Source organism: Mycoplana sp. MJR14 (assembly GCF_029210525.1).
GTDB lineage: Bacteria > Pseudomonadota > Alphaproteobacteria > Rhizobiales > Rhizobiaceae > Mycoplana.
In genome coordinates this window covers 499,726-511,958 of the sequence record NZ_JARGEO010000003.1, presented here as the reverse complement: position 1 = coordinate 511,958, position 12,233 = coordinate 499,726, and the positions used below count along the sequence as shown (strand labels likewise).

At 66.4% G+C, this 12,233-nt stretch carries 11 protein-coding genes; 5 read left to right on the top strand and 6 right to left on the bottom strand.

Features of this window, described 5'->3' with window-relative positions; genetic code table 11:
* Positions 1-6: 6 nt before the first annotated feature.
* The 6 genes from mbhE to P0086_RS10335 all read right to left on the bottom strand — a co-directional run bounded on the left by mbhE (position 7) and on the right by P0086_RS10335 (position 3,365).
* Complete coding sequence (gene mbhE, locus P0086_RS10360) at positions 7-705, bottom strand: hydrogen gas-evolving membrane-bound hydrogenase subunit E (RefSeq protein ID WP_148190915.1); 699 nt, start codon at positions 703-705, stop codon at positions 7-9.
* Complete coding sequence (gene mnhG / locus P0086_RS10355) at positions 702-1,049, bottom strand: monovalent cation/H(+) antiporter subunit G (protein WP_148190913.1); 348 nt, start codon at positions 1,047-1,049, stop codon at positions 702-704. Before mnhG ends, mbhE begins: the two co-directional genes overlap by 4 nt.
* Before the next feature lie 3 nt (positions 1,050-1,052).
* Positions 1,053-1,301, bottom strand: coding sequence for a hydrogenase subunit MbhD domain-containing protein (locus P0086_RS10350; protein WP_275785156.1), 249 nt, complete (start codon positions 1,299-1,301; stop codon positions 1,053-1,055).
* A 2-nt stretch (positions 1,302-1,303) separates the two neighbouring features.
* Positions 1,304-1,564: a monovalent cation/H+ antiporter complex subunit F gene (locus P0086_RS10345; protein ID WP_112594123.1), complete on the bottom strand. Its 261-nt coding sequence runs from the start codon at positions 1,562-1,564 to the stop codon at positions 1,304-1,306.
* Complete coding sequence (locus tag P0086_RS10340) at positions 1,557-2,090, bottom strand: Na+/H+ antiporter subunit E (RefSeq protein ID WP_275785153.1); 534 nt, start codon at positions 2,088-2,090, stop codon at positions 1,557-1,559. Before P0086_RS10340 ends, P0086_RS10345 begins: the two co-directional genes overlap by 8 nt.
* A 126-nt stretch (positions 2,091-2,216) precedes the next feature.
* The gene (locus P0086_RS10335) at positions 2,217-3,365 is read right to left on the bottom strand and encodes an alpha/beta hydrolase (RefSeq protein WP_148190911.1); all 1,149 of its coding nucleotides are present in this window, start codon (positions 3,363-3,365) and stop codon (positions 2,217-2,219) included.
* 233 nt (positions 3,366-3,598) lie between these two features.
* On the opposite strand from P0086_RS10335, the gene P0086_RS10330 reads away from it, so the two are divergent.
* The 5 genes from P0086_RS10330 (at position 3,599) to P0086_RS10310 (ending at position 12,229) form a co-directional block, all read left to right on the top strand.
* On the top strand, positions 3,599-5,029 hold the full coding sequence (locus P0086_RS10330) for a basic amino acid/polyamine antiporter (RefSeq protein WP_148190909.1): 1,431 nt from the start codon (positions 3,599-3,601) through the stop codon (positions 5,027-5,029).
* 246 nt (positions 5,030-5,275) lie between these two features.
* A complete protein-coding gene (locus tag P0086_RS10325) occupies positions 5,276-6,709 on the top strand; it encodes a basic amino acid/polyamine antiporter (RefSeq protein ID WP_148190907.1) in 1,434 nt (477 codons plus the stop codon).
* Positions 6,710-6,728: 19 nt separating this feature from the next.
* Entirely contained in the window at positions 6,729-7,973 is a 1,245-nt protein-coding gene (locus tag P0086_RS10320; RefSeq protein ID WP_275785146.1) for an arginine deiminase, read from the top strand.
* A 66-nt stretch (positions 7,974-8,039) separates the two neighbouring features.
* Positions 8,040-9,143: an efflux RND transporter periplasmic adaptor subunit gene (locus P0086_RS10315; protein ID WP_148150733.1), complete on the top strand. Its 1,104-nt coding sequence runs from the start codon at positions 8,040-8,042 to the stop codon at positions 9,141-9,143.
* Positions 9,140-12,229 carry an efflux RND transporter permease subunit gene (locus P0086_RS10310; RefSeq protein ID WP_275785142.1) on the top strand — a complete coding sequence of 1,030 codons (3,090 nt, stop codon included), beginning with the start codon at positions 9,140-9,142 and terminating at the stop codon, positions 12,227-12,229. Before P0086_RS10315 ends, P0086_RS10310 begins: the two co-directional genes overlap by 4 nt.
* The last annotated feature ends 4 nt before the right edge of the window (positions 12,230-12,233 follow it).

Below are 12,233 nucleotides of genomic sequence, written 5' to 3'. Positions count from 1 at the left end.
CCCCGCTCAACTGCGGAAGCGATCGATGATGACGCTGAGCTCGGCTGCGACCTTGATGCCGAGGAGCGCCGAAATCAGCGGAATGGCGCCGGCGCTGATAAACGCGCCGAATTCGCCGCGCGGCAGGATGTGGCTGTCGAGGAAGCCGCCGGCGAAGATCAGCCCGAGAATGCCGAGCGCGACGTAGAAGACGCCGGCGAGCGACTCCGTCACGCTCAGGAAACCGTGGTGCAGCGCGACCGACGGCCGCGCGAGAACGAGCAGGACGACCCCGGAGGCGACGACTGCCCCGCCCTGGAAACCGCCGCCTGCCGAAAGATGGCCGTTGACGATGACATAGGCGCCGAACAGGAAGGCCACGGGCAGGACGACTTCCGCACCGTTGACCACCAACTCGCTCGGCGGCCGGGCCGGAGGGGCACTGGCGCCTGCCGGAACGGCACGCCGGCCGGCCCCGGCGGAAAGCAGCATGCCGACGCTGGCGGCGACCATGAACAGCACGGCGACCTCGCCCAGCGTGTCGAAGCCGCGATAGGTGATGAGGATGCCGGTGACGACATTGGCGGCGCCGAGTTCTGCCGGAACCTCCTGCAGATACCGCATCGCCAGCGCGGACGGCACGGTGCGTTCGCTGTAGCCGACGGCGAGCCCGGCGAAGGCCGCGCCAAAGAGGAGGACGACGATTGCAGCCCGGATCCTCTTCATGACGATCGCTTCTCTTCGGCGCGCGCGCGGTTGCGCTCCGCCAGCGCATCCACGACGGTCGACGGAGCCAATGGAACACCGATGGCATGGGCGGCGCGGGACAGGGCATGCGACGAGAGCGGGTTGGTCAAGAGGACGAAGGCCGCGATCACCAGCAGCTTCAGCGCCCAGTCGGGATGATGGAAACCGAGGCCGGCCAGGACCAGGATGTTGCCGAGGGTGGAGGCCTTGGTGCCCGCCTGGATGCGCGTATAGGTGTCGGGCATGCGCAGCAGGCCGACGCCTGCGGAGAAGAGGAAGAATGCGCCGGCGAGGATGATGATGCTGCCGATCGTTTCCGTCACCTCCTACTCCTCCTTTCCCGCGCTCGTCCGGCGGATCGCATGGAGGAAGACCAGCGTCGAAAGCCCCGCCCCGATCGCCGCTTCCGCCATCGCGACGTCGGGCGCGGCGAGCAGGACATAGGACACGGCCGCAAACAGGCTTGCCAGGCCCGAACTGACCATCGCCGCCGTCAGCCCGCGCAGGGTCACGGCCAGTAGCCCGCTGACGATGATGCTGATGCAGATCAGGATGACGAGCAATTCCTGCAGCATGGCTACCGCCCCCTTTCCAGGAAGCGCGCCAGGGCGAGCACGGCCAGGAAGCTCAGGAGCCCGTAGACCAGCGCCACGTCGAGGTAGACGAAGCGCCCGGAGAGATGGGCGTAGAGCGCCAGGAGCGACAGCGAGATCACGGTCAGCGTATCGATCGCGACGACGCGGTCCACGACCGTCCGGCCGAGGATCAGCCGCAGCACGGAAAACACGATGCTGAAGAAGATCAGGAGTCCGGCCAGCATGAGGATCGCGTCAGCCAAAGACCTTCCCCAGATGCTTGTCGAATGCGCCGGCGATCATTTCGGTCGCCAGCTCGGCATCCGTCGTCCTGACGTCCAGCCAGTGGATGAAGAGCGCATCGTCGTCGATGTCCATCACCAGCGATCCGGGCGTCAGCGCGATCGAATTGGCGAGCGCCAGGCGCCCGATCGGCGAGCTGAGCCGCAGGTCGATCCGGACGATCCCGGGGTGGATGTCGATGCGCGGCGCGTAGACGTAGCGCAGCATGCCGAGGTTCGCCTTGACCATTTCGACCAGGAAGACGCCCGCGTAGCAAAGGAAATGGTAGAGCCTCAGCGGCGTCAGGCGCACGTCGCTCCAGACCGCACTTCGCGTGGTGAAGATCCATGCGATGACGCCGGCCGCCAGGACCCCGACGAGAAGGATGGCGGGCGCCGCCGAGGCGTTGAAGACGATCCAGAGCACCAGGAGCAGCAGCCACAGGGCCGCAAGTCCCCCCGGCAGGGCGTTCGGTGCACGCTGGCTCTCTTCCTCCACCGGTGACACGGGCCATCCACTCCGAAAAGGGCGCACGGATTGCGACGATGCGGTCATGATGCACGCGGCAACAGGGTTGTACATGGCACAGCGTCCCATTCGACGCCGGCCGCAGCACCCCAAGAGGGCGTCCGCCTATTGTGCCGGCGGTACGGTGGCGAGCCGGCCGATCAGCCGCGCCGGCAGGAAGACCGTCAGCGACGTCGCCTCTCCGACGGCCGCGGCACCGGCCGCAAGGGCGGTGGGCGACGTCGCCGCCTGCTCGTCCTCCAGCGTCGCCCGCATCAGGCGGCTGTTGTCGATCAGCTTCATCAGCGTCTCCGAGCTTGCAAAGACGCTGTGGCTGCCGCCGTCGACATCCGAGACGTCCAGCACGGTGATGCCGCGCGACTGCAGGAAGGCGATGTCGGCGCCGCTGCCGACGCGCGGATGACCGCCCGCGATCCGTCGGGAGAAGCCGAGCGCGCGATCGCGGCGCGATACGACGATGGTGAAGGGCTGGGGCAGCGTGCCGATGTCGTCGGCCTGGCTCTGGAAGGCGTCGATGTCGATGTCGGGTGCAGCCAGCACCACGCCGCCGAGCCTTTTCAGGACGCGTTCCCTGCCGCTCATCGCGAGGTCCCGGAGGGCTTCCATCACCACATAGGCGCCCATGGAATGACCGAGAAGCACGATCCTCGCAGCCTTCGTCTCGGCGGCGATCGCGATCGTCTCGGCAAGCCCGCCGCGGCCGACGATGGCGCTGTCGCGATCGAAGACATAGAGCGGGATGGAGGCGCCCGACGGCCAGGCATAGTGCAGGGAAACCGACCCCATGGCGTAGTCGTGGGTGAGTTGCGCGTTGCGGAACAGGCTCTCGGCGATGTTGTTGTTGTAGCCGTGGACGAAGATGAAGATCTCGCGGCTCTCCGGCCTGCGCTGCTCCAGCGCGGCATCGAGCGCGGCGACGAAGGCGCGGCGGTCGGCAATCGGGGCGTAGGAGAGTGCCGTGAAATGGCGCTCGGGATCCGGAGCGCGGCCGCTCGTCTCGACGCGGCCCGGCCGGTGCCCGGCCGGGATGCCGATGTCGAACGCGGCGAAATTCAGCTCCTGCGAACGTCCGGCGGAATAGGGCTTGGCCGGATCGTCCGAACGCTCCCGCGAGGTCGCAAGGAAGATCGGGACCACCGCCTTCGAGCCGGGACCGGTGCTGTCGGCCGGAAGACCGGTCACCGCGCGCGGTCCGCCGCAGCCGACGAGCGCTGTAACCATCATCACGAATGCAAGCACGCGCTTCGCTGGCATCATCCGGCGCCGGGGTTCGAGTCACATGACGGAGATTTAGAGCATCCCGCCGCCCGCTCGGCAACCGCAGAAGCCGGATGATCATCGACCTCGATAGAGTGGAAATAATTCCCATTGTGAGACTGCAGGCCAAATCCCGGGACGGTGCGCCAATTACACCGCGGCAACGATGTTGCAGGATCGCCGGTGGCCGGTTTCGAAAAACCGCTTGCGCGCAACGAGGATGGACGAGCATGGCGCAGGATACGCCGCAGAAATTCTCGTTGTGGACGCTGACGGCGATGGTGGTCGGCTCGATGGTCGGCGCCGGTATCTTTTCCCTGCCGCAGGCGTTCGGGCGGGCGACCGGGCCGTTCGGCGCCCTCGTCGCCTGGGCGATCGCCGGCATCGGCATGCTGATGCTGGCGCTGGTCTTCCAGACGCTGTCGCGCCGCAAGCCCGATCTCGACGCCGGCATCTACGCCTACGCCAAGACCGGGTTCGGCAACTACCCCGGCTTCCTCTCCGCGCTCGGATACTGGTCCGCGGCCCTTCTCGGCAACGTCTCCTACTTCGTGCTGATCAACTCCACGCTCGGGCTGTTCTTCCCCGTGTTCGGCGACGGCAACACGGTGACCGCCGTTGTCGTCTCGTCTGCGCTCCTCTGGCTCATGCATGCGCTGATCCTGCGCGGCATCAAGGAAGCAGCCGCCCTGAACAACGTCGTCACGCTGGCGAAGATCATCCCGATCGTTCTCTTCATCATCCTCGTCGGCCTGAACCTCGATACCGACACGTTCGCGGAGAGCTTCTGGGGCGACGACGACGTCAGCCTCGCCGGCATCGCCGGCCAGGTCCGGGCCACGATGCTCGTGACCGTCTTCGTCTTCGTCGGCATCGAGGGTGCGAGCGTCTATTCGCGCTATGCCCGGCGCCGCTCGGACGTCGGGCTTGCAACACTCATGGGCTTCCTGGGCGTGCTCTGCCTCATGGTCCTGGTGACGCTTCTGTCCTACGGCGTCCTCTTGCGGCCGGAACTCACCGCCCTGCGCAATCCGTCGATGGCGGGCGTCCTGGAGGCGGTCGTCGGCCCGTGGGGTGCCGTCTTCGTCAGCATCGGCCTGCTGATCTCGGTGGCCGGCGCCTACATCTCCTGGGTGCTGCTCGCAGCCGAGATCCTCTACTCGGCCTCGAAGTTCGAAACGATGCCCCGCTTCCTCAGCCATGAGAACGCGCGCGGCGTCCCTTCCAACGCGCTCTGGCTGACGAACATCGTCGTCCAGCTCTTCCTGATCCTGACGCTGTTCACGCAATACGCCTTCCGCCTGGCGCTCGAACTGACGAGCTCGATGATCCTGATCCCCTATTTCCTCGTCGCCGCCTACGGCCTCAAGCTCGCCTATCGCGGCGAGACCTATGACCGGGATCCGTCGGACCGTCGCGCCAATCTGGTGCAGGCGGGCATCGCCACGATCTATACCGCGGGCCTGATCTACGCCGCCGGCGCCCAGCACCTGCTGCTGACCACCGTCATCTACGGCCCCGGCACGATCCTCTACATCCTTGCGCGCCGCGAACAGGGTGCGCGCGTCTTCACCCTTGCCGAACTCGTCCTGTTCAGCCTGGCCGTGCTCGGTGCCTGCGCAGGGATCTACATGATCGCAACGGGCGCCGCCGCCGTCTGAAGCATCGACGCCAGTCGGTGCATCCATAGATGACAATCTGCGGCAGTAGATCGCGACGCGATACATGCATTGTTTGTCTGCATACTGTCCGATGCTTCTTCGCGCGAAACACCAATTCTGAACGCACAGCATAGTTTTGGGATTCTGTGCTGATCACAGGAATTGCTATTCCGCCTATTAATTTCAGCGAGCGCACCGGTCCTGAGCAGAAACATCGGGACAATTGAGGCACTTATCGGGGGAATCATGGCATCGCAATCGACGCAGAAACTCTCGCTTTTCGCGCTCACGGCCATGGTCGTGGGCTCCATGGTCGGCGCCGGCATCTTCAACCTGCCCGGGCGGTTCGGGGCGGCCACCGGCCCGTTCGGCGCCCTGATCGCCTGGGCCATCGCCGGCACCGGCATGTACATGCTGGCGCGCGTCTTCCAGGCGCTTGCGGAAAAGCGGCCTGACATCGATTCGGGCGTGTTCGCCTACGCCAAGGCCGGCTTCGGCAACTACATGGGCTTTCTGTCGGCCTTCGGATACTGGCTCGGCAGCTGCCTCGGCAACGTCTTCTACTGGGTGCTGATCGGCTCGACGCTCGGGCGGTTCTTTCCCGAGATCTTCGGCGACGGCAGCAGCACCATTGCGATCATCGTATCGCTGATCGGCATCTGGGCGTTCCACTTCATGATCCTGCGCGGCGTCGAGCAGGCGGCGTTCATCAACACGATCGTCACGATCGCCAAGATCGTGCCGATCATCGTGTTCATCCTGGCACTGGCCTTCGTCTTCAACTATGCGCAATTCGCCGAAAACTTCTTCGGCGGCCCGGACATGCCCGCAAAACCGCTGATCGCGCAGGTGCGCGACACCATGCTGATCACCGTGTTCGTGTTCATCGGCATCGAAGGCGCGAGCGTCTATTCGCGGTTCGCCCAGAAGCGTTCCGATGTCGGCACGGCGACGATCCTGGGCTTCGTCGGCGTCACCGGGCTGATGGTCGCGGTCACGCTCCTGCCCTATGCGGCGCTGCCCCAGTCGACGATCGCGGCCGTCCAGCAGCCGTCGCTCGCCACCGTACTCGAGGCGGTGGTCGGCCATTGGGGCGCCGTCTTCATCTCCATCGGCGTCCTGGTGTCGGTCCTGGGCGCCTATCTCGCCTGGTCGCTGATCTGCGCCGAAGTCCTCTTTGCCGCGGCCAAGTCCGAGGACATGCCGAAGCTCTTCGCCGCACAGAACAACAACCGGGTGCCGGCCAACGCGCTCTGGCTGACCAACATCGTCGTGTCGCTGTTCGTGATCTCCACCTACTGGTCGCGGGACGCGTTCAACTTCATGCTCGACATGACCAGCGTCACCTCGCTGCTGCCCTATCTGCTCGTCGCCGGCTACGGTGTGCTGCTCGCCCGCAGCGGCGTCGGCTACGAGACCACGCCCGACGAGCGCGGCCGGGACCAGGTCTTCGCCTGGATCGCGGTCGTCTACACGATCTTCATGTTCATTGCCGCGGGCCTCAAATACGTGCTGCTCGTCGCGGTGCTGTTCGTGCCCGGCACCATTCTCTACGTCTGGGCGCGCCGCGAGCAGAAGCTGCAGCTGTTCACCCCGATAGAACTCATCGTGTTCGCAGTCACGGTCGTCGCCGGCCTGATCGGCTTCTACGGCCTGGTCACCGGCACCATCACACCTTGAACGGAAAGGCGGAAGCGTCATGACACAAGACACTCCATTCGGCGTCCATTCCGAAGTCGGCCAGTTGCGCAAGGTCATGGTCTGCGCCCCGGGGCGCGCGCACCAGCGCCTCACGCCCAGCAATTGCGACGCGCTGCTGTTCGACGACGTGCTCTGGGTCGACAATGCCAAGCGCGACCATTTCGACTTCATGACCAAGATGCGCGACCGCGGCGTCGAGGTCGTGGAGATGCACAATCTGCTGGCCGAAACGGTGGCGATCCCCGAAGCCAAGAAATGGATCCTCGACAACCAGGTCGCCCCCAACCAGATCGGCCTCGGCCTTCTCGACGAGGTCCGCTCCTATCTGGAGGGCCTGTCGAACCGCGAGCTCGCCGAGACGCTGATCGGCGGGCTGTCGACCTTCGAGTTCCCCGAGGCGATCGGCGGCGAGCAGCTGGCGCTGATCCGCGATGCGGCGGGCGTCAACGAGTACCTGCTGCCGCCGCTGCCGAACACGCTCTACACGCGCGACACCACCTGCTGGATCTATGGCGGGGTGACGCTGAACTCGCTCTACTGGCCGGCGCGGCACGAGGAGACGATCCTCACCTCCTCGATCTACAAGTTCCATCCCGACTTCGCCGGCAAGGTCAACGTCTGGTGGGGCGACCCGACGAAGGACTGGGGCCTTGCGACGTTCGAGGGCGGCGACGTCATGCCGATCGGCAAGGGCAACGTCCTGATCGGCATGAGCGAGCGCACCTCGCGCCAGGCGATCAGCCAGGTCGCAGCCGCCCTGTTCGAGAAGGGTGCGGCCGAGCGCGTCATCGTCGCCGCCATGCCGAAGCTGCGCGCGGCCATGCATCTCGACACCGTCTTCACCTTCGCCGACCGCGACTGCGTGCTGCTCTATCCCGACATCGTCAACGGCATCGAGGCCTTCTCCTACCGCCCGAACGGCAAGGGCGGGGTCGAGCTGCACAAGGACAAGGGCACCTTCGTCGAGACGGTGCGCGACGCCCTCGGCCTGAAGAAGATGCGGGTGGTCGAGACCGGCGGCAACGACTACATGCGCGAGCGCACCCAGTGGGACAGCGGCGCCAACCTCGTCTGCGCCGCGCCGGGCGTCGTCTATGCCTATGACCGCAACACCTACACCAACACGCTGCTGCGCAAGGAAGGCATCGAGGTGATCACGATCACCGGCGCCGAGCTGGGCCGCGGCCGCGGCGGCGGCCACTGCATGACCTGCCCGATCATCCGCGACGCGGTCGACTACTGACGACGCCCGCAAGCCTGCGCGCGGACAGCCGCCGCGCGCAGCCCCTCCCGTCCAGATGAGGCCCCGATGACGCCGAAGCTTTCCGCATCGAGAAGTGCCCTGCTGCGCGGCCTGTCGCTCGCCGCAGCGCTGCTGTTGCTCTCTGCCTGCCAGGGCGAGGACGAGCAGGCGGAGCTGCCGCCGCGCCCCGTCAAGACGGTCACAGTGTCCTTCAACCCGGATGATACGTTCGGCTCCCTCGTCGGCGAGGTCCAGCCGCGGTTCGAGACCAACTTCAGCTTCCGCCAGGGCGGCGAGGTGCGCGAGCGGACCGTCGACGTCGGCGATCTCGTCAAGGCCGGCGACGTGCTGGCCCAGCTCGATTCCGAGGACCAGCAGGACGCCGTCCGCAAGGCCGAGGCCAACGTCTTCGCCGCCCGGGCGAACCTGGACAACGCGGTCATGAACCGCGACCGGCTGCAATCGCTCTACCCGCGAACGGCAACCCGGCAGGCGCTCGACGCCGCGATCGCCCAGGCGACGACCGCGCAGGCGAGCGTGGACGCGGCCAATGCCGCGCTCCGCGTCGCCAACAACAACCTGGACAACCGCACGGTGAAGGCGAACGCCGACGGCGTCGTCACCGCCGTCGGCGCCGAGACGGGCCAGAACGTCGGCGCCGGCCAGATGGTGGTGCGGGTCGCACGGATGGAGGAGAAGGACGCCGTCTTCCAGGTGCCGGAGAGCGCGATCCAGTCGGCGAGCCGCGACATGCGGATCGAGGTCCGCCTGCTCAGCAATCCGCAGAGCACGGCGGGCGGGCGGGTGCGCGAGATCTCGCCGGTGGCCGATCCGATCACCCGCAATTTCACCATCCGCGTCGCGCTCGACAATCCGCCGGAGGACTTCAGGTTCGGCAGCGCCGTGCGCGGCAGCGTCCGCCAGGCGGGCGATCCCGTGGCCCGCCTGCCGATGACGGCGCTGTTCAACCAGGGCAGCGGCTCGGCGGTCTGGATCGTCGATCCGGGCAGCAGCACGACCAAGCTCGTGCCGGTGACGGTCCTTCGTTTCGAGACGCAGGACTTCCTGGTCACGACCGGCGTCGCCGACGGCGATCACGTCGTCGTCGCCGGCGCCCAGCAGTTGCGGCCGGGCATGCCGGTACGCCTGCTCGAAGGAAGCCTCGAATGAGCGGCGGCTTCAACCTCTCCGAATGGGCGATCCGGCGCCAGGGCCTGATCATCTTCCTGATGCTGCTCGGCGCGATCGCCGGCGCGCTGTCCTTCTGGAACCTCGGCCGCAGCGAGGATCCGGATTTCACGGTCAAGACCATGCTCGTCACCGCGGCCTGGCCGGGGGCGACGATCGAGCAGCAGAGCGACCAGGTGACCGACCGGCTGGAGCGCGCGCTGCAGCAGGTGCCGTTCTTCGATTCCTTGCGCAGCCTGACGACGGCCGGCCAGTCGGTCATCTATGTGGTGCTGGAGGATTCCACCCCGCCGGCCGAGGTCGCCGATGTCTGGTACCAGGTCCGCAAGACGGTCGGCGATATCCGCCATACGCTGCCTGCCGGCGTCGTCGGCCCGTTCTTCAACGACGAGTTCGGCGACACCTTCGGCATCATCTACGGGCTGACGTCGGAGGATTTCAGCGACCGGGAGCTGCGCGACTGGGCCTACGAGGCGCGCAATCGCCTGCTGCAGGTGGAAAACATCGGCAAGGTCGAGATGCTCGGCACCCAGGACGAGACGATCTTCATCGAATTCTCGACGCAACGGCTGGCCAGCCTGGGCTTGAGCGGCAGCACGATCATTGCGACGATACAGGCGCAGAACGCCGTCCTGCCCGCCGGCATGGTGACGACGGATGCCGACCGCACGGTGCTCGAGGTCACAGGCGACCTGAAGGACGAGAACGACATCCGCAACCTGAACATTCCGACCTCGTCCGGCTTCGTCCGCCTCGGCGACATCGCCACCGTGGTGCGCGGCACCGTCGACCCGCCGCAGCCGATGTTCCGCGTCAAGGGCAAGCCGGCGATCGGCATCGCCGTGTCGATGGCCAGCGGGGGCGACATCCTCGCGCTCGGCCGCAACATCGACACCGTGATGGCGCGTTTCCAGCACGACCTGCCGATCGGCATCGAGATGGTGCAGGTCGCAAGCCAGCCGGCGGTCGTCACCAATGCGATCCGCGGCTTCACCGTCTCCTTGATGCAGGCGATCCTGATCGTGCTCGGCTGCAGCCTCGTCGCGCTCGGCCTGCGCGCCGGCCTCGTGGTCGCCGTCTCCATCCCGCTGGTGATGGCCATGACCTTCCTGATGATGGAGATGACCGGGATCGCCCTGCAGCGCGTCTCGCTCGGCGCGCTGATCATCGCACTGACGCTGATGATCGACGATGCCATGGTCGCCGTCGAGATCATGCTGGCCAAGCTCGAGGAAGGGATGGAACGGGTCCAGGCCGCCTCCTTCGCCTATACCTCGACGGCCTTTCCGATGCTCGCCGGCACGCTCGTGACCATCGCCGGCTTCATTCCGGTCGGCTTCGCCCAGAGCGTCTCCGGCGAATATGCCCGTTCGCTGTTCCTCGTCATCGCCTATGCGCTGATCATCTCGTGGCTGATCGCGGTGCTCCTGATGCCGATCATCGGGCTTGCAGTCCTGAAGTCGGGCACGCCCGCGGACCGCAAGCCGGAAAGCGCGCTGATCGCAACCTTCCGCCGCCTGTTGCACACTTGCGTGCAGATGCGCTTCGTCGTGATCGCCGCGACCGTCGGCCTGTTCGTGGTTTCGCTACTGGCCTCCGGGCTGATGAAACGGCAGTTCTTCCCGCCGTCCGACCGCCCTGAACTCATGCTGCAGCTGGTGCTTCCGCAGAACGCCTCCATCCATGCGACCGAAGCGACGGCGCGCGAGGTCGAGGAGATCCTCGCCGCGGATGAGGACGTGGTCGACTGGAGCTTCTATGTCGGCTCGGATGCGATCCGCTTCTACCTGCCGATGGATATCCAGCCGCCGGCGCCGTTCCGGGCGCAGGCCGTCATCATCGCCAGCAGCGTCGAGGGCCGCGATGCCCTGCAGGCCCGCCTGCAGACGGAGCTGGACGAGAAATTCCCCAACGTCGTCGCGCGGCTCTCGCCGCTGGAGATGGGGCCGCCGGTCGGCTGGCCGGTACAGTATCGCATCAGCGGGCCCGATGTCGCAGGCGTGCGCGATCTCGCCTGGAAGGTGGCCGACGTGATCGGCGACGTCCGCGGCGTCATCACCCCGAACCTCGACTGGAACGAGCCGATCCGCAAGGTCGTGATCGATGTCGACCAGGATCGCGCCCGTCTCGTCGGGCTGAACTCGGCTGCCATCGGGCAATCGCTCTTCGCCACCACCTCCGGCCTGCCGATCACCCAGGTGCGGGACTCCATCTACCTCGTCAACGTCGTGGCGCGCTCGGCGCCGGAGGAGCGCGCCAACATCGAGACGCTGCGGTCGCTGCAGATCCCGATCGGCCCCAACCGCACCGTGCCGCTGGCAAGCATCGCCACGATCGAATACCGCACGACCCAGCCGCTGATCTGGCGGCGCGATCGCGTCACCACCATCACCGTCCAGGCCGACATGACCGAAGGCGTGCTCGCAGCCTCGGTGGTCGAGGAGGCCGAACCGCGGATCGCGCAGCTGCGCCTGGACAATCCGAGCTACAAGATCGAGATCGGCGGATCGGTGGAGGGAGCGGAGACCGGCATGGCCTCGGTGACCGCCATGCTGCCGATCATGGCGATCATCATGGTCGTCATCCTGATGTTCCAGCTCCAGAGCGTCAATCGCCTGCTGCTGGTGCTCAGCGTCGTGCCGCTCGGGCTGATCGGCGTGGTGGCGATCATGCTGATCACCAATACGCCGGTCGGCTTCATCGCCGTCCTCGGCATGATCGCGCTGATCGGCATGATCATCCGCAACTCGGTCGTGCTCATCGACCAGATCGACAAGCGGATCGCGGAGAAGGGCAAGAACTGGGAGAGCGTCATCGATGCGACCGCAAACCGCGTCCGCCCGATCTTCCTGACCGCCGGCTCAACCATCCTCGGCATGCTGCCGATCGTGCGCGATCCCTTCTGGAAGCCGCTCGCCTTCACCGTGATCGGCGGCCTGATCGTGGCGGCCGTGCTGACGCTGATCTTCCTTCCGGCGCTCTACGTGGTCTGGTTCCGCGTCCCTCCGGAGGCGAAGACGCAACCGGCCGCCGCCGGCGAAAAGGAGCCTGCGCCGTCACCGGCATGACGGG

Excerpts from the sequence above, each read along its gene's own strand:
- mbhE (WP_148190915.1), bottom strand. The coding sequence starts at position 705 with ATGAAGAGGATCCGGGCTGCAATCGTCGTCCTCCTCTTTGGCGCGGCC.
- P0086_RS10350 (WP_275785156.1), bottom strand. The coding sequence starts at position 1,301 with ATGCTGCAGGAATTGCTCGTCATCCTGATCTGCATCAGCATCATCGTC.
- P0086_RS10335 (WP_148190911.1), bottom strand. The coding sequence starts at position 3,365 with ATGCCAGCGAAGCGCGTGCTTGCATTCGTGATGATGGTTACAGCGCTC.
- P0086_RS10330 (WP_148190909.1), top strand. The coding sequence starts at position 3,599 with ATGGCGCAGGATACGCCGCAGAAATTCTCGTTGTGGACGCTGACGGCG.
- P0086_RS10325 (WP_148190907.1), top strand. The coding sequence starts at position 5,276 with ATGGCATCGCAATCGACGCAGAAACTCTCGCTTTTCGCGCTCACGGCC.
- P0086_RS10320 (WP_275785146.1), top strand. The coding sequence starts at position 6,729 with ATGACACAAGACACTCCATTCGGCGTCCATTCCGAAGTCGGCCAGTTG.
- P0086_RS10315 (WP_148150733.1), top strand. The coding sequence starts at position 8,040 with ATGACGCCGAAGCTTTCCGCATCGAGAAGTGCCCTGCTGCGCGGCCTG.
- P0086_RS10310 (WP_275785142.1), top strand. The coding sequence starts at position 9,140 with ATGAGCGGCGGCTTCAACCTCTCCGAATGGGCGATCCGGCGCCAGGGC.